The sequence below is a fragment of the Ruegeria marisflavi genome (genome assembly GCF_025673445.1).
GTDB lineage: Bacteria > Pseudomonadota > Alphaproteobacteria > Rhodobacterales > Rhodobacteraceae > Ruegeria_B > Ruegeria_B marisflavi.
In genome coordinates this window covers 1-20662 of the sequence record NZ_JAOVQN010000016.1, presented here as the reverse complement: position 1 = coordinate 20662, position 20662 = coordinate 1, and the positions used below count along the sequence as shown (strand labels likewise).

At 64.5% G+C, this 20662-nt stretch carries 21 protein-coding genes; 14 read left to right on the top strand and 7 right to left on the bottom strand.

Annotated elements, in window-relative coordinates:
- Positions 1 to 147: 147 nt before the first annotated feature.
- From OEZ49_RS15265 to OEZ49_RS15235, 7 genes are all read left to right on the top strand, one after another.
- Positions 148 to 1440 (top strand): capsule biosynthesis protein, encoded by a 1293-nt coding sequence (locus OEZ49_RS15265; RefSeq protein ID WP_263389127.1) that lies wholly within the window; start codon positions 148 to 150, stop codon positions 1438 to 1440.
- A gap of 146 nt (positions 1441 to 1586) precedes the next feature.
- A complete protein-coding gene (locus OEZ49_RS15260; RefSeq protein ID WP_397545677.1) occupies positions 1587 to 2672 on the top strand; it encodes a polysaccharide biosynthesis/export family protein in 1086 nt (361 codons plus the stop codon).
- Complete coding sequence (locus tag OEZ49_RS15255) at positions 2672 to 4672, top strand: capsular polysaccharide biosynthesis protein (protein ID WP_263389125.1); 2001 nt, start codon at positions 2672 to 2674, stop codon at positions 4670 to 4672. Before OEZ49_RS15260 ends, OEZ49_RS15255 begins: the two co-directional genes overlap by 1 nt.
- A 73-nt stretch (positions 4673 to 4745) precedes the next feature.
- Complete coding sequence (locus OEZ49_RS15250; RefSeq protein ID WP_263389124.1) at positions 4746 to 5108, top strand: SUF system Fe-S cluster assembly protein; 363 nt, start codon at positions 4746 to 4748, stop codon at positions 5106 to 5108.
- A gap of 257 nt (positions 5109 to 5365) precedes the next feature.
- A complete protein-coding gene (locus OEZ49_RS15245; RefSeq protein ID WP_263389123.1) occupies positions 5366 to 5728 on the top strand; it encodes a HesB/IscA family protein in 363 nt (120 codons plus the stop codon).
- An 88-nt stretch (positions 5729 to 5816) separates the two neighbouring features.
- Positions 5817 to 6572: a triose-phosphate isomerase gene (gene tpiA, locus OEZ49_RS15240; RefSeq protein WP_263389122.1), complete on the top strand. Its 756-nt coding sequence runs from the start codon at positions 5817 to 5819 to the stop codon at positions 6570 to 6572.
- 52 nt (positions 6573 to 6624) lie between these two features.
- Positions 6625 to 7098 carry a GNAT family N-acetyltransferase gene (locus tag OEZ49_RS15235; RefSeq protein ID WP_263389121.1) on the top strand — a complete coding sequence of 158 codons (474 nt, stop codon included), beginning with the start codon at positions 6625 to 6627 and terminating at the stop codon, positions 7096 to 7098.
- A gap of 86 nt (positions 7099 to 7184) precedes the next feature.
- Here OEZ49_RS15235 and OEZ49_RS15230 read toward each other — a convergent pair whose 3' ends face one another.
- The 5 genes from OEZ49_RS15230 to OEZ49_RS15210 all read right to left on the bottom strand — a co-directional run bounded on the left by OEZ49_RS15230 (position 7185) and on the right by OEZ49_RS15210 (position 13694).
- A complete protein-coding gene (locus tag OEZ49_RS15230) occupies positions 7185 to 8621 on the bottom strand; it encodes a TRAP transporter large permease (RefSeq protein WP_164130133.1) in 1437 nt (478 codons plus the stop codon).
- Between the two features lie 4 nt (positions 8622 to 8625).
- A complete protein-coding gene (locus tag OEZ49_RS15225; RefSeq protein WP_164130135.1) occupies positions 8626 to 9321 on the bottom strand; it encodes a TRAP transporter small permease in 696 nt (231 codons plus the stop codon).
- Between the two features lie 81 nt (positions 9322 to 9402).
- On the bottom strand, positions 9403 to 10404 hold the full coding sequence (locus tag OEZ49_RS15220) for a DctP family TRAP transporter solute-binding subunit (RefSeq protein WP_263389120.1): 1002 nt from the start codon (positions 10402 to 10404) through the stop codon (positions 9403 to 9405).
- Between the two features lie 330 nt (positions 10405 to 10734).
- Entirely contained in the window at positions 10735 to 11964 is a 1230-nt protein-coding gene (locus OEZ49_RS15215) for a sigma-54-dependent transcriptional regulator (protein WP_263389119.1), read from the bottom strand.
- Positions 11961 to 13694 carry a sensor histidine kinase gene (locus tag OEZ49_RS15210; protein ID WP_263389118.1) on the bottom strand — a complete coding sequence of 578 codons (1734 nt, stop codon included), beginning with the start codon at positions 13692 to 13694 and terminating at the stop codon, positions 11961 to 11963. The genes OEZ49_RS15215 and OEZ49_RS15210 overlap by 4 nt, the downstream gene beginning before the upstream one ends.
- Before the next feature lie 48 nt (positions 13695 to 13742).
- On the opposite strand from OEZ49_RS15210, the gene OEZ49_RS15205 reads away from it, so the two are divergent.
- Complete coding sequence (locus tag OEZ49_RS15205; RefSeq protein WP_263389117.1) at positions 13743 to 14921, top strand: cytochrome P450; 1179 nt, start codon at positions 13743 to 13745, stop codon at positions 14919 to 14921.
- Between the two features lie 76 nt (positions 14922 to 14997).
- Here OEZ49_RS15205 and OEZ49_RS15200 read toward each other — a convergent pair whose 3' ends face one another.
- Positions 14998 to 15459 carry an Lrp/AsnC family transcriptional regulator gene (locus OEZ49_RS15200; protein WP_263389116.1) on the bottom strand — a complete coding sequence of 154 codons (462 nt, stop codon included), beginning with the start codon at positions 15457 to 15459 and terminating at the stop codon, positions 14998 to 15000.
- A 139-nt stretch (positions 15460 to 15598) separates the two neighbouring features.
- Here OEZ49_RS15200 and OEZ49_RS15195 point away from each other — a divergent pair, with 139 nt between their 5' ends.
- The 6 genes from OEZ49_RS15195 (at position 15599) to infC (ending at position 20423) form a co-directional block, all read left to right on the top strand.
- Positions 15599 to 15913 (top strand): DUF2849 domain-containing protein, encoded by a 315-nt coding sequence (locus tag OEZ49_RS15195; RefSeq protein WP_263389115.1) that lies wholly within the window; start codon positions 15599 to 15601, stop codon positions 15911 to 15913.
- A 60-nt stretch (positions 15914 to 15973) separates the two neighbouring features.
- Positions 15974 to 17638, top strand: coding sequence for a nitrite/sulfite reductase (locus tag OEZ49_RS15190; RefSeq protein ID WP_263389114.1), 1665 nt, complete (start codon positions 15974 to 15976; stop codon positions 17636 to 17638).
- Positions 17628 to 18389: a phosphoadenylyl-sulfate reductase gene (locus tag OEZ49_RS15185; protein ID WP_263389113.1), complete on the top strand. Its 762-nt coding sequence runs from the start codon at positions 17628 to 17630 to the stop codon at positions 18387 to 18389. The genes OEZ49_RS15190 and OEZ49_RS15185 overlap by 11 nt, the downstream gene beginning before the upstream one ends.
- On the top strand, positions 18386 to 18793 hold the full coding sequence (locus OEZ49_RS15180; protein WP_263389112.1) for a DUF934 domain-containing protein: 408 nt from the start codon (positions 18386 to 18388) through the stop codon (positions 18791 to 18793). Before OEZ49_RS15185 ends, OEZ49_RS15180 begins: the two co-directional genes overlap by 4 nt.
- Before the next feature lie 108 nt (positions 18794 to 18901).
- The gene (locus OEZ49_RS15175; RefSeq protein WP_263389111.1) at positions 18902 to 19735 is read left to right on the top strand and encodes a ferredoxin--NADP reductase; all 834 of its coding nucleotides are present in this window, start codon (positions 18902 to 18904) and stop codon (positions 19733 to 19735) included.
- A gap of 139 nt (positions 19736 to 19874) precedes the next feature.
- A complete protein-coding gene (infC, locus tag OEZ49_RS15170) occupies positions 19875 to 20423 on the top strand; it encodes a translation initiation factor IF-3 (protein ID WP_317853179.1) in 549 nt (182 codons plus the stop codon).
- 6 nt (positions 20424 to 20429) lie between these two features.
- Here infC and OEZ49_RS15165 read toward each other — a convergent pair.
- A partial coding sequence (locus OEZ49_RS15165) for a hypothetical protein (protein ID WP_263389110.1) occupies positions 20430 to 20662 on the bottom strand: 233 nt, incomplete at its 5' end.

Genomic DNA, 20662 nt, shown 5'->3' with positions numbered 1-20662 from the left:
GTCCCTGACGTAACGCTGTGTTTCGCGGCGGACAAGCCCCGATGCTTGCCCGCCCGCCCTGTCCGGGTCATAGTTTGGCCCGAATGACCATGCAGGATACCGGGAATGCCGCGAATTTGGGCAGGCGCAGCTGGAAAAGGACCGCAGATGCCGAACAAGACCCAGGCCAGGCGGGTCTTTCTATTCCTGCAGGGGCCGCATGGCCCCTTCTTTGACGCGCTTGGCCGGATGTTGCGTGCGGCAGGGGCCGAGGTTTGGCGCGTGGGCTTCAATTCGGGTGACCGGGCCTTCTGGTTCCACACCCAGAGCTATGTTCCCTACAAGGGCGCGCATGAGGATTGGCCAGCGGCGCTGGACGATCTACTGGACACTCGGGGCGTGACCGACATCGTGCTTTATGGCGATACCCGGCCCATACATGCTGCCGCCGTTGCCGCCGCGCGGGCCAGGGGCCTGGGCATTCATGTGTTCGAGGAAGGTTATCTGCGGCCCTATTGGGTCACCTATGAACGCGGCGGGTCGAACGGCAATTCACGCCTGATGGAAATGACGATCGAGGATATGCGCGAAGCACTGGCGCTGTCGGACATGGAAACGCCACTGCCGCCCGCCCATTGGGGAGACATGCGCCAGCACATCTTTTACGGCGCGCTCTATCACTGGTTCGTCATGTTCACCAACCAGGGGTACCGCCGGTTCAAGCCGCATCGCGACCTGCCGGTGACCAAGGAATTTCAGCTCTACCTGCAACGCCTGCTGTTGATGCCGGTGCTGGCGGTCGAAAGGATGATCGCCACCGCCCGCATTCGCAACGGCGGGTTCCCTTATCATCTGGCGCTACTACAGCTGGAACATGACAGTTCGTTCCGGATGCACTCGCCCTTTGCCACGATGACCGATTTCCTTGCCGAGATCTTTGACGGGTTCGCCTCCGGCGCCCCACGCCATCACCATCTGGTGGTCAAGGCGCACCCGCTGGAAAACGGCCGCGTGCCGCTCCGGCGCGAGGTGCGGCGGCTGGCGCGTCAACACGGGTTGCATGGTCGGGTGCATTACGTGCGTGGCGGCAAGCTGGCGCAGCTGTTGAACGACGCGCGCAGCGCCGTGACCGTGAACTCGACCGCCGGACAACAGGTGCTGTGGCGCGGCATTCCGCTCAAGGTGTTTGGCCGCGCGGTATATGACAAGCCCGAGTTCGTCTCGACCCAGCCGGTGGCCGACTTTTTCGCGGCCGCCGACCGCCCCGACAGCCGCGCCTACAAGGAGTACCGCCGCTACCTGCTGGAAACCAGTCAGTTGCCCGGTGGTTTCTATTCTCGCAAGGGGCGCCGACAGCTTCTGCGCCAGGTGGTCGACATGATGTTGTCGCGCGACGACCCTTATGATGCGCTCAAGTCCGGGAAAGCGGCGCCGAGGCAACAGTTGCGATTGGTCAACTGAACGGCACAACTCCAGGTACTGGATTTTTCATCCGGATTCCGATAGTTTGAGCAAAAAACCGAGGCAGAAACATATAAGGTCGAGGAGACCGAGCAGTGAAACTTAACCCCGTCCGCTGGGCGAAGCCCGTTGCCGTGCTGGCCGCGATGTCTGTCGCGGCCTCATGTTCGTTGCCGAAAGTCGGGCCCAACAAGCGGGAAATCTTTGCTGGTTCTGTACAGAAGGAAGGCGATGCCTTTATCGTCGCAGTAAACGACCGCGTGACACGCGCAACCGCTGTCGTGCCTGCACTTGGATTCTCGGACGCGTTCAGGAATGCCTCGACTTTGACTTCGGACACGATCCGGCCCGGCGACGTTCTGGGCCTGACCGTCTGGGAAAACGTCGATGACGGGCTCTTGGCCAGCGAAGGTACCAATGCCACGATTCTGGAAGAGGTGCAGGTTGACAGCGCCGGCTTCATCTTTGTGCCCTATGCCGGACGCTTGCGCGCCTCGGGCAATACGCCGGACCAATTGCGCGAAGCGATCACCGCCAAGCTTGAGGAACAGACCCCCGACCCGCAAGTTCAGGTGCGCCGTCTTGCGGGCGACGGCGCGACCGTGTCGCTGACCGGCGCGGTGGGCGGCCAGGGCATCTATCCGATCGAACGACCAACCCGCACGCTGGCGACCATGCTGGCGCAGGCTGGCGGCGTTACCATCCAACCCGACATCGCCGAAGTCACCGTGATCCGTGGCAACCAGCAGGGAAAGGTCTGGTACCAGGACCTGTTCAATCACCCCGAGCTGGACATCGCCCTGCGCGGCGGCGACCGGATCCTGGTCGAGGAGGACACCCGCTCGTTCACCGCGCTTGGGGCCACCAGCACTCAGGCGCGCGTGCCCTTCGAGACCCAGGACCTGTCCGCGCTTGAGGCGATCGCCCAGATCGGCGGCCTGATTTCTGCCGCCTCCGACCCGACCGGGGTCTTTGTGTTCCGCAACGAACCGGCCGAGATCGCCGGTCAGGTGCTGGGCCGCGACGACCTGCAAGGCGCACAGCGCATGGTCTACGTGCTGAACCTAACCGAACCCAACGGCCTCTTCATCGCCCGCGATTTCGTGATCCGGGACGAGGATACGCTCTACGTGACCGAGGCGCCGTATACCCAGTGGACCAAGGCAATCTCGCTGATTTCCGGTGGGCTGACACCCTTTGCCAACGTGGCAACACTGTCCAGCAGCTTCTGATGCCGCCCAGAAATGAAACGACAGCCGGGGGTGACCGCTCCCGGCTGTTCGTTTACAACGGCGGTTTCCTGACGCAGGCCCGCCTGCGCCGCATCCTGTCGCTGGCGGGCTATGACATCCGGCTGGGCCTGCCCTCCGAAGGCGATCAGGTCGGCATCTGGGGTAATAGTCCCACTGCCCATCGAGGTCTGGAGGTCGCCGCGCGGCGCTCGGCGCCTCTGCTCCGGGTCGAGGACGCGTTCTTGCGCTCGCTCTTTCCCGGCCGGGCGGGCGAGCCGCCCCTGGGCCTGCTTTTGGACCAGGCGGGCGTGTACTTCGACCCTGCCACGCCCAGCGATCTGGAACAGATGCTGGCGAGCCACCCACTGGACGATACCGCGCTGTTGAACCGGGCACGCGATGCCATCGTGCGGATCCGCGACAGCCACCTGAGCAAATACTCAGCCACCGACCCCGGCCTGACACCCCCAGAACCGGGCTATGTGCTGGTGGTCGACCAGACGCGCGGCGATGCCTCGGTCACCGCCAGCAAGGGCACGGATGCGCTGTTCCGAGAGATGCTGGTTTTTGCGCAAGAGGAGCATCCCGGCGCGCGGGTGCTGATCAAGACCCACCCCGAAACCGCTGCCGGATTCCGCCCGGGCTATTACGGCGCGAGTGATATCACCGCGCGGGTCAGCCTCTATGACGCGCCTGTCAGCCCCTGGGTGCTGCTCGACGGCGCGGTGGGGGTCTATACGCTGTCCTCGCAACTGGGGTTCGAGGCGATCCTGGCCGGACACAAGCCGCGCGTCTTTGGCCAGCCCTTTTACGCGGGCTGGGGGCTGAGCCTGGACGAACACCCGGTGCCGCGCCGCGAACGCCGCCTGACGCGCGCGCAGCTCTTTGCCGCCGCGATGATCCTCTATCCCACCTGGTACGATCAGCACCGCGATTGCTTATGCGAGCTGGAGACCGTGCTCGACACGCTTGAGGCGGACGTGCGGGCCTGGCGACAGGACCGCGCCGGCTGGACCGCGGGCGGCATGCGGCTATGGAAGCGCAAGCCGCTCCGGCGGATGTTCGGGCGGTATGGCAAGGTGAGTTTCACCGACACCCCCGCCCGGGACGATGCGCGCCCGCATATGGTCTGGGCGGCCAAGGCCGATCCCGACCGCCCCGCCGTGCGGGTCGAGGACGGGTTCCTGCGCTCGCGCGGTCTGGGTGCCGAACTGGTACCGCCGCTGTCGCTGGTGACCGACGATCTGGGCATCTATTACGATCCGACCCGGCCCAGCCGGATGGAGCACCTAATCGCCGCTCGCGCGACCCTGCGCGACGACCAGCGCCGCCGCGCCGAACGGCTGATCGACCGCCTGACCCGGGCGGGTGTAAGCAAGTACAATCTGGGCGGCGCCCTGCCCGAGCTCCCGCCCGGTCATCGCATCCTGGTTCCGGGACAGGTGGAGGACGATGCCTCTATCCGCACCGGCGCGGGCGAGGTGCGCACCAACCTGGAGCTGTTGCGCGCGGTGCGCGCCGCAAATCCGCAGGTGGTGATCGTCTACAAGCCGCACCCCGATGTCGAGGCCGGATTACGCAGCGGCCGGATCGAGGCCGAGGGGCTGGCCGATGTGGTGGCGAACGCGGCCGATCCGGCCGCGCTCCTCGCGCATGTGAACGAGGTCTGGACGATGACCTCACTTCTGGGGTTCGAGGCGCTGTTGCGCGGCGTGCCGGTGACCACGCTGGGCGGACCATTCTACGCGGGCTGGGGCCTGACCCGCGATCTGGGCCCGGTGCCCGCCCGCCGCCAGGCGCACCCCGATCTGGCCGGGTTGGTGCATGCGGCGCTGATCGACTATCCCCGCTACTGGGATCCACAGAACGGTCGCCCCTGTCCGGTCGAACTGGCGGTCGAGCGGCTGTCCTCCGGCGAGATCCGCCACCCCGGCGCCGCCAACCGGCTGTTGAGCAAGCTTCAGGGCGTTTTTTCCACCTATGCGCACTTGTGGCGTTGACGCGGTGCCTGCCCCACTGGACGCCCCCTTCTATTTTCCTATATAAACACTCAGGAAACGGCGAGAGAAACTGATGACCCACGCGACAGAACCCATGGAAGGCGCGCCGCTAATTGCGCCGTCGACCGTAAGTCACCCGCTCTATGACCCGGTGGTCGAGGCCTGCCGCACCGTCTATGACCCTGAAATTCCGGTCAATATCTTTGAACTTGGCCTGATTTACACCGTCGAGATCTCGCCCGAGAGCGACGTGCGGATCATCATGACGCTGACCGCGCCGGGCTGTCCGGTGGCGGGCGAGATGCCCGGATGGGTGGTCGCGGCGGTCGAGTCCGTGCCCGGCGTCAAATCGGTCGACGTGGAAATGACCTGGGATCCGCCCTGGGGCATGGAGATGATGTCGGACGAGGCGCGGCTGGAACTGGGATTCATGTGACGGATCCGGGCAGGACTGTCGGAAAATGTTCTCACCCCTGTCATGTGCCCGTTACAAGATTGGGTCAGCCTGACCGCGCCGGCCGGGCCTATCCCCCATCCCCAAAACACCCGGCCCGGATCGCAGCCAACCCCAAGCCCCGATCCTTCCGGCCGGGCCGTTCCTTTGCAGGAACGGCCCTTTCCACCGGCCAAGCCCCTTGAGCCGACGTGACCCCAGCCCTAGATTAAAGACAACGCGCGACAACGGAGACCCCCATGTTCGGCATTCCCGGCAAACAGGCCGTGACGATGACCCCCAGGGCAGCCGCCCAGATCGCCCGCCTGATGGCAAAGGGCGGTCATTCCGGCCTGCGCATCGGCGTCAAGAAAGGCGGCTGTGCCGGCATGGAATACACCATGGACTATGTCGACCAGACCGATCCGCATGACGAGGTGGTCGAACAGGATGGCGCCCGGGTATTGATCGCGCCCATGGCGCAGATGTTCCTTTTCGGCACCGAGATCGATTACGAGGTCTCGCTTTTGGAGGCCGGGTTCAAGTTCAAGAACCCCAATGTGGTCGATGCCTGCGGCTGCGGCGAATCGATCAAGTTCGACGAAAGCCTCGGCAAGGCCTGATCCCTTTTGCCCCCGCCAGATTGTCTTGTCCGCATACCGGTGTTATCCGGTTGCGACATTTGAACAATGGATGGGCAGGAGGCAGGACATGCGGCGGAAACTGGCGGCAGGCAACTGGAAGATGAACGGCACCGGCGCCGCTTTGGACGCGCTTGACGCCATCGCCACCGCCCACCCCGCCCCGACCGTCGATATCCTGATCTGCCCGCCCGCCACGCTCTTGTCGCGCGCCTCTCAGGCGATCTTGGGCAGCGCCGTGACCCTGGGCGGGCAGGATTGCCATGCCGAAGCCTCGGGCGCGCATACCGGCGACATCAGCGCCGCGATGCTGGCCGATGCGGGTGCCGGCGCCGTGATCCTGGGCCATTCCGAACGCCGCGCCGATCACGCAGAGACCGACGCGCAGGTCTGCGCCAAGACCCGCGCCGCGCTGGAGGCCGGGCTGATCGCCGTGGTCTGCATCGGCGAGACGCTGGCCGAACGCGAAGCGGGCCAGACGCTGGATGTGGTCTGCGGCCAGCTTGCAGGCTCGCTGCCCGACGGGATCACCGGCAACCAGATCGTCGTCGCCTATGAGCCGGTCTGGGCCATCGGCACCGGCAAGGTGCCGACGCTGGAACAGATCGCCGAGGTGCATGACGCGCTGCGCGGCCAACTGGTGGGCCGCTATGGCGCCGAGACAGGTCATGGCATCCGCCTGCTCTATGGCGGCTCGGTGAAACCCGGCAACGCGGCCGAGATCTTTGCCGTGTCCAATGTCGACGGCGCGCTGGTGGGCGGCGCAAGCCTGAGCGCCGCCGATTTCTCGCCCATCGTCACGGCGCTGGAATTGGCGGCCGGCTGACACCGCCGCTTTGCCGCTTGCCCACGCCGGGCAGGTCCGGGATCATGCACACATGACATCACCAACGCTTGCGGTCCGGCAGGCCTCGGATCAGGACCTGCCGCAACTCTTCGACCTCTACCGGCACCTCGACCCCGAGGACGCGCCGCCGCCCGCGCCGGATGCGGCGCGGGGCATCCTGAAGCAACTGAGCCGCTACGAAGGCAGCGGTGTTTTCGTCGGAGAGGTCGCGGGTACTCTGGTTGCATCCTGCACCCTGATCGTCATTCCCAACCTGACGCGAGGCGGCAGCCCCTATGGGCTGATCGAGAATGTGGTGACCCATACCGATTTCAGGCAACACGGGTTTGGCCGGCGGTTGCTCGATCATGCTGCCGAGGCGGCCTGGGAGGCGGGCTGCTACAAGCTCATGCTGATGACAGGCTCGCACCGGCCCGAGGTTTTGCGGTTCTATCAGGATGCCGGGTTCGAACAGTCCAAGACCGGGTTCCAGAAGCGGCGCGTTCCGCCACGACCCGAGGGCTGAGCCGACGAACAGAAAGGCATCGGGACAGAAACAAAAACGCCGGGCAGGTTCCCCAGCCCGGCGTTCTCTTTTATCTGATCCGACCGCTACTTGATGATGATCTCCGGCCCCATCAGCGAATTGGGCAGGAAGGTCGAGAGCGGCGGAATATACGTCACCATGATCAGGAAGACGAAGAGGACCGCCAGGAAGGGCAGCGCCGCGCGCACCACCGACATCATCGGCATTCCCGCCACGCCCGAGGTCACGAACAGGTTCAAACCGACCGGCGGCGTGATCATGCCGATCTCCATGTTCACCACCATGATGATGCCCAGGTGGATCGGGTCGATGCCCAGCTCGATGGCAATCGGGAACACCAGCGGCGCCACGATCACGATGAGGCCCGAGGGTTCCATGAACTGACCTCCGATCAGCAGGATCACGTTGACGATCACCAGGAACATCACCGGACCAAAACCCGCGTCCAGCATCGCGCCTGCGATATGTTGCGGGATCTGCTCGTCGGTCAGCACATGCTTGAGGATCAGCGCGTTGGCGATGATGAACATCAGCGTGATGGTCAGCTTGCCCGCATCGAACAGCGTGTCGCGGGTGTCGCGGTGAAAGAACGCGGTGATCAGCGCCTGCGGCTTGTCCAACAGCGACAGCGGCCGCGGTTCGACCGAGCCGTCGGTGACGGCGGCCGCCGAAAGGCTGCGCGCCTCGCGGGGACGCAGCGGACCGATGTCGCGATAGACGAACATGGCGATGATGAAGGCATAGATCGACGCCACGGCCGCCGCCTCGGTCGGGGTAAAGATCGCCCCCGTGATCCCCGGGATGCCGTAGATCCCGACCATGATGATCACGATCAGCATCAGCCCCCAGAACGCGTCGCGGAACGAGGCGCCAACTTCACCCCAGCCCTGCCACTCGCCCTTGGGCATGCCGCGCATCACCGCCATCACGTAGATGGTGATCATCAGCATGAGGCCCGCCAGGATACCCGGAATGACGCCCGCCAGGAACATCCGGCCGACGCTGACATCGGTGGCCGAGGCATAGACCACCATCACGATGGACGGCGGGATCAGAATGCCCAGGGTGCCTGCGTTACAGATCACGCCAGCGGCGAAATCGCGGGTATAACCCGCCTGCCGCATCGCCGCGATGACGATGGTGCCGATGGCGACTACGGTCGCGGGCGAGGAGCCCGACAGCGCCGCGAACAGCATGCAGGCAAAGACGCCCGCAATCGCCAGACCGCCGCGCAGGTGGCCGACGCAGGCGATGGAGAAGCGGATGATCCGCTTGGCCACGCCCCCGGTGGACATGAAGCTGGAGGCCAGGATGAAGAACGGAATGGCCAGGAGCGTATAGTGCCCTGCCATCGCCTGGTAAAAGCTCTGCGCGATCGAGGCCAGCGAGGTGTCCGAGAAGGCCAGCAGGAAGATGATCGAGCTGAGGCCCAGCGACACCGCAATCGGCACGCCGATCAGCAGAAAGCCCACGACCATCGTGAAAAGAATGACGACATCCATCGGATCAGTCCTTGTTCAGGGCGGCGGCTTCGGCCACCGCGTCTTCGGCCTCGTGGCTCACGATCAGGCTTTCGCGGGACCCGCGCAGCACGCCCAGCGTGGCCTGTACAAAGCGGAACAGCAGCAGCGCCGAGCCGGCCGGCAGGATGAAATAGGGGATCACCCGCGGCAGTTTCTCGTATTCCTCGCCGTAGTTGATCAGCGGTTCCAGCCAGCGGAAGATTTCGAGCATCGGCACCTGGTCGGTGACATAGAAGGCCCGGTCGCGCACCCCTTCGGTAAAGCCCAGCGGGAACCAGCGGCCCTCGGTCGGTTGCAGCGCGGCAAAGGGCGCCCAATAGTCCCACGACCCCTTGAACAGCATGATGCCATAGAGGATGCAGCACAGGCCCGATACCAGCGCCATCATCTTGCGGCCGCCGGGATTGAGCAGGTTGATGACCACGTCGACCCCCAGATGGGCCGTCACCTTCACACAGTAGCTGACCCCGAAGATCACCAGCCAGGCGAACAGGATCAGCACCACTTCGAGTCCCCAGATCAGCGAGCTGTTGAAGACATAGCGCAGAACCACGTTGATGAAGGTGAGCAGGGTCATCAGGCCGAGGATGACGGCGATGGCGGTCTCCTCGATATTGTTTATCACGCGACCGAAGGCGGACTCCGACTGGCCGGTCACGTCATGCGACGGACGAGACATGATCATTCTCCGAAAGATGGGATGATGTCCGTAGGGACAGGGAACGGGCGGCCCGGGACCCGGGCCGCCCCGCCAAGCTTATCAGCTGGCGTTGTTGAACTCTTGCGCCTTGGCGATGTTGTCGGCGCCGATACCGTCCTCGAACTTCTCCCAGACCGGTTTCATCGCATCGACCCACATCTGGCGCTGTTCCGGCGTCAGTTCGCGGATCACGCCGCCAGCATCCAGCACCGACTGGCGGGCGGCGGCGTCGACATCGCCCACGGCGGCGTTCCGCGCGTCGGTCACCTCGCTCAGGATGGTGGTGAACTGCTCGCGCACCGCCGGATCCAGGCTGTCCATCCAGTCGACCGAGGTCACCACGAGATAGTCGATGATGCCATGGTTGGTCTCGGTGATGCCGTCCTGCACCTCAAAGAACTTCTGGCCGTAGATGTTGGACCAGGTGTTTTCCTGACCGTCGACAACGCCGGTCTGGAGCGCGCCATAGACCTCGGAGAAGGCCATCGGCTGCGGGCTGGCGCCCAGTGCTTCCATCTGTGCCACGATCACGTCGGACGGCTGCACGCGGAATTTCAGACCCTTGGCATCATCCGGCGTCATCAGCGGCTTTTTGGCCGACATCTGCTTCATGCCGTTGTGCCAGAATTCGAGACCCAGCAGGCCGCGGCGCACCATCGATTCCTTCATCGCCTGACCGGTTTCCGATTTCTGGAAAGCGTCGACCGCCGCGATGTCCTTGAACATGAAGGGCAGGTCGAAAATCTGGAACTGCTTGGTGAAGGTCTCGAACTTGGACAGCGAGGGCGCGGCCAACTGGACGTTGCCCTGCAACATCGCCTCAAGCACCTGGTCATCGTTGTAAAGCGTGGAGTTCGGATAGATCTCGACGCACATCGTTCCGTTCATCTCGGCATTCACCCGCTCGGCCAGCAGCGAGGCGGCAATACCCTTGGGGTGCTTGTCGGTGTTGGTCACATGCGCGAACTTGACGACGATCTCGCCCTCTTCGCAGCTGGCCAGGGCGGCCCCTGCGGTCACACTCAGCGCCAGCGCGGTTGCAGCGGTGGTCAGGAATTTCATATCGGTCTCCTCCCGAAATTCTTGGTGATGCTCCTCTGGGCTCCTTCCTCAAGAAGCCGCATGGCGGGCAGTGAAGCGATTCGCGACGCCGCACTCAACAGATAGTCACACCGGGGCCGCAGAGGGTATTTTATGTCATAATTTCATATATTTGAGGAAAGATTAGCCAGGAACTCATCAAGTCCGGTCGCGCACCTGTGCGGAAATCCGCACAGGCCGATCAGGCCCTGTGCGGAATTCCGCACAAGCAGCGCGAATCGCGTGGGCTCAGTGAGTCGGGCGCCGAAGAAAATTCGTCGAATGTTCTTCGGCACGCCCCAGCCCGATCCGTCAGCGCCGGTAGGTCTCGGGCTTGATGCCATAGCGGGCGAGCTTGTCGTAAAACGTCTTTCGCGGCAGTTTCAGCGCCTGCGCCGCCTCCGAGGCATGACCGTTATGCCGCCCCAGCGCCGCGATCAGAAGCGAGCGTTCGACCCGCGCCATCTGCTCGCTCAGCCCAAGTTCGGCGGCCTCGGCCACCTCCTCGGGCATACCCAGAACGAACCGCATCGCCGCCGACATCAGTGACCGCGCATTGCCCGGCCAGCTTTGCGCCATCAGCGCCGCCAGCAGATCGGGCGTGACCTCGGGCACCGGGATGCCCGCCTGCTCCGCCGCCTGCACCACATAGTGGCGGAAGATCACCGGGATATCCTCGGGCCGCTCGGCCAGCGAGGGGATGCGCACCCGCATCCCTTCGAGACGATAGAACAGATCGGCGTTGAACCGCTCCTGCTCGACCAGCGCGGCCAGATCGGCGGTGGTGCCCGCCAACAGCCGCACACCCCTGCCCTGTTCGATCTGCTCCAGCGCGGCGTATTGGGTGGCCTGCGACAGGGCCGAGACCTCGTCGAGGAACACCGATCCCTCGGCCGCGTCCTTGCACAGGCGTGTGAACTCGGCCGCGTCCAACCCTGCGGCGGGCCGTTTCAGGAACGGCCCCTGCGCGCGCGGCGACATCAGATGAATGACCTCGGCCACCTTGGAGATGCCGCTACCCGCAGGCCCGGTCACCAGCACCTCGGCCAGCGTCGGGGCCACCGTACGCACCCGCTCGCGCAGCGCCTCGGATTGCGGCGAGCTGCCGAAGAGCAGCCGCGCCGCCGGATCGCCGCGTTCCAGCTGCCGTTTCAGCGCGCGGGTCTCCAGCACCTGCGCCCGCGCCCCGATGCCGCGCCCGATCACCGCCAGCAGATCGGCGGCGGCACAGGGTTTTTCCAGGAAATCAAACGCGCCATCGCCCATCGCCTTGACCGCCATCGGGATATCGCCCTCGCCGGTCAACAGGATCACCGGCAGTTCCGGGTCGGTCTCGCGCGCGTAGTTCAAGAGGTGAAAACCGTCCCGCCCGGGCATCCGGATGTCGGACACGATGACGCCCTCGAACCGGGGCGTGATATGATCCTTGGCCGCCACGAAGGACCCCGCCGTCACCGCCTCGTACTCCGCCAGTTCCAGCGTCTGGCTCAGCGCCTCGCGCACGGCGGCATCGTCATCGACCAACAGAACCTTGCGGATCATGCCGCCTCATCCTCTCTGTAACGTTCCAGTTCCACGGTGAAGGTCGCGCCCTCGCCCGTGTTCTCGCCCCGGATATTGCCGCCAAAGCTCTGCACCAGCCCGTAAGAGATCGACAGGCCCAGCCCCATCCCCTCGGAACTGCCCACCGCCTTGGTGGAATAGAAGGGCTCGAAAATCTTCTCGGGGTCGGCGATGCCCGGCCCGCTATCGGATACGGTGACCATCAGCCGCGCGCCCTCGACCACGCGGATACGGATGCGCCGGTCCCGGGTTGCCGTCATGGCGTCGGCGGCATTGGTGATCAGGTTGACGAACACCTGTACCAGCCGCACCTCGCCGCCCCAGGCCAGCGCCGGGCTTTCGGGCGGTTGCCAGTCCATCGTGATCCCGTCCGCCGCGATCCGGGTTTCGGTCAGCTCAATCGCGGTCGCGATCACTTGCGCCAGGTCAACCCGGTTCATCGGCTCGCTTTCGTTGCGGGCAAAGGCGCGCAGGTTCTTGATGATCCGCGCCATCCGTGCGGCCATGTCCGAGATCCGGGTCAGGTTCTCGCCCGCCTTGTCCTGACGCCCGCGCGACAGGAAGGCCGCGCCATTGTCGGCGAACTGGCGGATCGCCATCAGCGGCTGGTTCAGCTCGTGGCTGATCCCCGCCGACATCTGCCCCAGCGCGCTCAGCTTGCCGGCCTGCACCAGCTCGGCCTGTGCCCGTTTCAGCGCCGCCTCCGCCTCCTGCCGCTCGGCCACCTCGCGACGCAGTGCGCTGTTGGCCGCCGTCAGCGCCCGTGTCCGCTGCGCCACCCGGCTTTCCAGCACCTGATTGGCCTCGGCCAGGGTGCGGCGGCGCTCGGTCGCGAGATAGAGCATGGCGCCAAAGGCTAGGCAGATCGCCGCCACCGCCGCCGCCTGCAACCAGGCGATCCGCTGCGCCGGGGCGATATCGACCACGACCTCGCCGGTCATGCCGATCACCGGCAGCGCCCGCGACAGGTGCAGCGCCCGCTTGGGCAGGTACGGCCCCCAGTCCAGACGCCAGATCTCGTGCCCGGCCACCCAGCGCGCCTGGAACGGCCGCGACGGCCCCTTGGCCGGGACCAGCCCCGGCTGGCCCGCCGGGCGGGTCCACCACAACAGCTCGCTGCGGTTCGAGATAAAGACCACGCCTGAGGCATCGGTAAAGAACACCGCAGGCGTATTGCCGCGCCAATCCCATTCCAGATGCGCGATATCCACCGCCACAATCATTGCGCCGCGCACCTTGCCATCGCGGCCGAATGCGGGCGCGGCATAGTAAAAGGCGCGCTGGTCCAGCGGATGCTGGACCCCGTGTTCACTGCCGAGCGCCCCATGCAGCGCGCGCCGGAAGTAGCCGGTCTGCGACACATCCCCAAACGACGTGCCGCGCGCCGAGACCCGCACCGCCCCGCGGGTATCGGCATAGAGGATCTCCAGCGCCGATGTCTTGTCCGCGATATCCAGAAACAGCGCCTGTGCCCGCCGCTGTCCCTCTCTGGTGCCCAGATCGTCCAGCGCCGGGTGATCGGCCAGGAGAACGGCGGTTTCCTGGTACCGCTGCAACTGCGCCGTCAGCCGGTCGGTGGCCAGCTCCAGATCGGCCTCGGCCCGCTGCGACAGCTGCCCCAGCGCCTGGCGCAGCCCATAGGACCAGACGCCGGTCGCCATCAGGCCGACCGCCGCCAGAAATCCGAGGATGATCCACCAGCGCCGCATATCCTAGGGTCTTGCATCCGCGCGCGGCCAAGGCAAGGGTGCAGTGCCATGAAGATCCTGCACCAGTCCCCCACCGACCCGGATTTTGTCCAGAACCCCTATCCGCTCTACGCCCGCGCCCGCGCGGCGGGGCCGCTGCACCTGTGGGCCGAGTACGGCATGGTCGCGGCCTTTGACCACGCCAGCGTGGCCGCACTCTTGCGCGACCGCCGCTTCGGGCGCGAGCCGCTGACCCCGCTCACCGGCCCCGATCACCTCGCCCCCTGGCTGATGGTCGAACGCCACTCGCTGCTCGAGGCAGAACCGCCCCGCCACACCCGGCTGCGCGCGCTGGTGATGCGCGCCTTCACCTCGCGCGCCATCGCCGATCTGGCCCCGGGGATCGAGGCGCTGTGCCACCGCCTGATCGACGATTTCCCGGCGGGCGAGGTCGACCTGCTGACAGCCTATTGCACCCAGGTGCCGGTGATCACCATCTGCCGCCTGCTGGGCGTGCCCGAGACGATGGCACCGCAGCTTCTGGACTGGTCGCACGCGATGGTGGCGATGTACCAGGCCGGCCGCTCGCGCGTCACCGAAGAGGCCGCCGCCCGCGCCAGCGCCGAATTCTCTGCCTTCCTGCGCGGCTATATCGACAGCCGCCGCCGCGCCCCGGGCGACGATCTCATCACCCAGCTGATCGCGGCCGAGGAACAGGGCGACCGGCTGTCGCCCGACGAGCTGATCGCCACCTGCATCCTGCTCCTGAACGCCGGGCACGAGGCCACGGTGCATGCGCTCGGCAACGGGCTCCGCACGGTGCTTGACACCGGCACCGGGCCCGAATGGCTGACCCCCGCCCGTATCGACACCACCATCGAGGAACTGTTGCGCTTCGACCCGCCCCTGCACATGTTCACCCGCTATGCCTATGCCGAGGCCGAGATCGCGGGCCATACCTTTCGCCGCGGGGACCAAGTGGCATTGCTGCTCGGCGCCGCCAATCGTGATCCGTCGCTCTGGCCCGATCCCGACCGGTTCGACCCGGCCCGCCCGATCCAGACCAACACCAGCTTTGGCGGCGGGCTGCATTTCTGCGTCGGCGCGCCGCTCGCGCGGCTGGAAATGCGCCTCGCCCTGCCGATCCTGTTCGACCGCTGCCCGCATCTGCGCCTGGCCGAACCGCCCGCCTTCTCAAACAGTTACCACTTCCACGGGCTCGGCGCACTCCGCGTCCATCCCGCCTGACCCGCCCCTTCATTTCGCCTGAAATACTCCGGGGGGAGGCGCCGCAGGCGACGGGGGGCAGCGCCCCCCAACCCGCCTATAGTGGCAGCATGGTTGTCGACTTGATCTCCTCCATCGACAACAGGGCTGTCACGTTATGCACCCGCACCTCCGAGATCAGCGCCTGATAGAACGCGTCATAGGCGCGCGCATTCTTCACCCGCACCTTGAGGATATAGTCGATATCGCCCGCCAGCCGGTGCGCCTCCTGCACCTCGGGTCGGCCCTGCAACGCCTTGAGGAAGTCGCGCTGCCATTCCGCTTCGTGCTCCGACGTGCGGATCAGGACAAAGAAACAGGCCTCGAACCCCAGCGCCTCGGAGTCCAGAATCACCGTCTGCTGGCCGATCACCCCGGCCGATTTCAGCTTGCGGATTCGATTCCAGACCGGCGTCTTGGAACTGCCCACCCGGCTGGCGATATCGTCCAGCGACTGGCTGGCGTCGCGTTGCAGCTCCACCAGAATTTTCCGATCGGTTTCATCGATGCGCACCGACATTCCTGTTTTCCTTCCAGTTCGAAACAGATGTTCTTATTCGCCGATGAAGCAGAACAACTTTCCTTATTTGCTCCGACATCTGGCCTTGATTGGGAAATATTCCCTATATTGAAACCCAAGTCAAACAGGAGCGAAACCGATGGCCCGCGCATTCACACCCAAGGTGGTCACAGCCAATGACCTGATCGAAGGCGACGTGATCTATCAGACCGCAGATGACCGCTGGTCGCGCGATCTGACCGAGGCCGAGCTGATCACCGACGAGGCGCATGCCCAACTGCGCCTGCTCGACGCCGCCCGGCAGGTGTCGAAAGTGGTCGGCGCCTACCTGGCCGACGTCCGGTCCGGCCCGAACGGGCCCGAGCCGGTTCATTTCCGAGAGGATTTCCGCCGCACCGGGCCATCGAATTACGCCCATGGCAAACAGGAAACCTCTCCGCAGCCCCGGGCCTGAGCGCCAGTCCCACCCCTCTAAAAGGCCCCGGTTCCGGGGCTGCACCAAGGACAGCCAGACATGTATCGCTACTCCGAATTCGACACCGCCTTTCTCGCCGCGCGCAACGCCCAGTTCCGCGCCCAGGTCGAGCGCCGCATTGACGGTTCGCTGACCGAGGACGAATTCAAGCCGCTGCGCCTGATGAACGGGCTCTATCTGCAACTGCACGCCTATATGCTGCGGGTGGCGATCCCCTATGGCACGCTGAACAGCGCCCAGATGCGAAAACTGGCCTATCTGGCCGAGACCTGGGACAAGGGATACGGCCATTTCACCACCCGCCAGAACATCCAGTATAACTGGCCCAAGCTGAGCGACGTGCCCGACATGCTCGACGCGCTGGCCGAGGTCGGGCTGCATGCGATCCAGACCAGCGGCAACACCATCCGCAACGTGACCGCCGACCATTTCGCCGGGGCCGCCGCCGACGAGGTGGCCGACCCCCGGCCCTATGCCGAACTGCTCCGCCAGTGGTCGACCGACCACCCCGAGTTCCAGTTCATGCCGCGCAAGTTCAAGATTGCCATCACCGGGTCCGCCAATGACCGCGCGGTGATCAAGGCGCATGACATCGGCCTGCAACTGGTGACGCGCGACGGCGTGCTTGGAGCCCGCGTCATCGTCGGTGGCGGCCTGGGCCGAACGCCGATGATCGGGCAGGAGCTGAGCCCCTTTGTCGCCTTTGACGATCTGCTCGCCTATCTCGAAGCCACCGTTTCGGTCTGGAACCAGATCGGGCGGCGCGACAACAAGCACAAGGCGCGCATCAAGATCACCGTTTTCGAACATGGCATCGACGCGATCCGGGCCAAGGTGAACGAGAGGTTCATCAAGGTGCGCGGTCAGTTCAAGGGCGCCGACATGGCGCTGCTGGACCGGATCAAGGCGCATTTCGCGCCGCCGGAATTTGTACAAAACGGTCAATCCGGCTTTGAAGAGGCGTACAAAACAGACAATATCTTCCGTTCCTGGGTCGATACCAACATCGCCGCGCACAAGCGCGCGGACCACGCCATCGTCACCATCTCGCTCAAGGCGCATGGCGCCACACCGGGCGACGCCACCGCTGAACAGATGCGGGTGATGGCGGATCTGGCCGAGCGCTATGCCTATGACGAGCTGCGCATCAGCCACGAGCAGAACGTGATCCTGCCGCATGTGCCGCGCGCGCATCTGCACGCGATCTTCAAGAAACTTCAGGAAAACGGTCTAAGTACGGCAAATATCGGCCTTATCAGCGATATCATCGCCTGCCCCGGCATGGATTACTGCGCCCTGGCGACGGCCCGCTCGATCCCCGTGGCGCAGGAGATTGCGACCCGGTTCGAAGAGCTGAAGCTGGAGCACGAGATCGGCGCGCTGAAGATCAAGATCTCGGGCTGCATCAACGCCTGCGGCCACCACCATGTGGGCCATATCGGGATCCTGGGCCTCGACCGCGCAGGTGTCGAGAACTACCAGATCACCCTTGGCGGCGACGCCACCGAAACCGCAGCCATCGGCGCGCGGACCGGCCCAGGCTTTGCCTATGACCAGATCGTGCCCGCCATCGAGCGGATCGTGGAAACCTATCTGGATCAACGAGTTGACCGCAAGGAGAGCTTTATCGACACCTATCGCCGGGTTGGCATGGCGCCGTTCAAGGCGGCGCTGTATCCCGAGGCCCGCGCCGATGCCGCTTGACGAGATCCAGACCGAACTGGGCCGCGACCGAAGTGTTCTGACGCAGAAGGTCGCGGCGCTCAACGCCCGCTACAAGCATCACAGCGCCACTGATGTCATGCACGGGGCGCTGCGCGAGGCGGGCAATATCGCGCTGGTGTCCAGCTTTGGCGCGGAATCGGTGGTGCTGTTGCACATGGCGGCGGTGATCGACCGGCAGGTGCCGGTATTGTTCATTGATACCATGATGTTGTTCGCGGAAACCCTTGTTTATCAACAGGAAGTCAGCGAACGACTGGGGCTGCGCAATGTCCATGTAATCCGCGCCGATGCCGATGACGTGGCCCGCGACGACCCTTATGGCGCGCTGCGCCTCCGCGATACCGATGCCTGCTGCACCCTGCGCAAGACGATCCCGCTGCAACGGGCGCTGTCGGGCTATGACGGCTGGATCACCGGGCGCAAGCGGTTCCAGGCCGGCACCCGCGCCGCGGTCGACTTCTTTGAGGTCGAGGACGGCACCGGCCGGATCAAGGTCAACCCGCTGGCCCATTGGGCCCCCGAAGACGTGCGCGCCTATATGGAGGAAAACCGCCTGCCCCGGCATCCGCTGGTGGCACAGGGATACCCCTCGATCGGCTGCGCGCCGTGCACCTCGCCGGTGGCGCCCGGAGAAGACCCGCGCGCCGGACGCTGGCGCAATCAGACAAAGGAAGAATGCGGCATCCATTTCATCGACGGAAAGATGGTCCGCAGCGGAGAAAAGACATGACTGTACTCGTGACCGACCAGGGCTTTCAGCCCGACGACTGGACCGACGGATTCACCGCCCTGGGCGATGTGGCCAATGATGTGGTGGCGCTGGACGTGCCCGCCGATGCCGACCCCGATACGCTGGCCACACGGCTGGCACGGGTGCGCATGGTGAGGGTGGACTTCCCGTCCTTCGCCGACGGGCGCGGGTTCACCATCGCGCGCACCCTGCGCCTGCACGGCTATACCGGGCGGCTGCGGGCCAAGGGCCATGTGCTGGCCGATCAATACGCCATGGCCCGCCGCGCCGGTTTTGACGAGGTCGAGATCGACGCGGCGCTGGCCGCGCGCCAGCCCGAGGAACAGTGGCAGGCCCGCGCCGACTGGCAGGCGCATGACTATCAGGCCCGGTTGCGCGGCTGATTACCCCATTTCATTCGTGTACTAACAAAAAGGGGAGACAATCCCCTTTTCATGATGTATGTCAAAGACTAGAGAGAGGCGCCGGATTACCGCACCGGTGACGTAACAATGACCGAGATGAGACCCGTGACCGAAGCCGCCGCCATCAAGGCCCCCACCCTGCCCGACGCCCAGACCGTAACGCAAGTGAAACACTGGACCGACCGGCTGTTCTCGTTCCGTGTCACGCGCCCCGCCAGCTTGCGGTTCCGTTCGGGCGAGTTCGTGATGATCGGCCTTCTGGGGGACAACGGAAAGCCGCTTTTGCGCGCCTATTCCATCGCCTCGCCCGCCTGGGACGAGGAGCTGGAATTCTACTCGATCAAGGTGCAGGACGGGCCGCTGACCTCGAAGCTTCAGCATATCCAACCCGGCGACCAGATCATCCTGCGGCCCAAGCCCGTTGGTACACTGGTGCATGACGCGCTGTTGCCCGGCAAGCGCATCTGGTTCTTTGCCACCGGCACCGGCTTTGCCCCCTTTGCCTCGCTGCTGCGCGAGCCGCAGACCTATGAGGACTATGACGAGGTCATCATCACCCATACCTGCCGCGAGGTGGCGGAACTGGAATACGGCCGCCAGCTGATCGAAGAGGTCCGCCAGGACGAGCTCCTGGCCGAACTGATGGGCGAAGGCTTTGCCGAAAAGATCCGCTATTACCCCACCACCACCCGCGAAGAGAGCCCGCGCATGGGCCGCATCACCGAACTGCTCAAGAACGGCACCGTCTTTGCCGATCTGGGCATCGATGGTGGGATCAAGCCGGAAACCGACCGGGCCATGGTCTGCGGCAGCCTGGCCTTTAACCATGACATCAAGGCAATCCTCGAAGAGTTCGGCCTGACCGAAGGCGCCAATTCCGACCCGCGCGAGTTCGTGATCGAAAAAGCCTTTGTCGGGTGACCTAGGGGCCGGGCCACAGGCCCCGGTTCCGATTGATGCGCTGTTTTACCGGGTTCCATGGAGGAAGCCGCTTGAAAGACTGTGCAGGCCAGTCTATTTTCCGGCTTCGAATTTCTGCTAACAACAAAGGAATGTTCCCATAGCCCGCAGACCGCATAATGCGCCGCCGCAACGAGACACCGGCCCGCGCATCAACGACAAGATCCGCGCCCCTGAAATTCGTCTGATTGGCGCGGATGGAGAAAATGTGGGGGTGGTACACCCCGCCAAAGCCATGACCATGGCCCAAGAAGCCGGTCTCGACCTTGTCGAGATCTCGCCGAACGCGACGCCGCCGGTCTGCAAGATCATGGACTACGGCAAGTACAAGTACGAACAGCAGAAACGCGAAAGCGAAGCCCGCAAGAAACAGAAGATCATCGAGGTGAAGGAGATCAAGTTCCGTCCCGGCACCGATTCGCATGATTACGACGTAAAGATGAAAAGCGTCGCCAAGTTCCTGGAGAATGGTGACAAGGTAAAGATCACGTTGCGGTTCCGGGGCCGCGAAATGGCCCACCAGAACCTTGGCCGGGACCTGCTCGAACGCGTGGCCGAGGACATCAAGGAACTGGGCAAGATCGAAAACATGCCCAAGATGGAAGGCCGCCAGATGGTCATGATGATCGGCCCGCTACCCAACAAGTGAGCCGTCTCAACTGAACATGCCGAAACCCTGCCCGATGGGCAGGGTTTCCTTTTTTTTGCGAGTGGCAAAGAAAAACGTTCTGCACATCCAAATTTTCAGATGAAATTTTGTGACCAGAGTTTGCGACTGCAAACTCTGGGGTCGGTGCATTTGTAGTCGGCTGCGCTTTACGCCGCCGCTATTACGGCGCGTTTTGTCATGACGTTGACGAGGTGTGCGCGGTATGGTTTTGAGCCGTG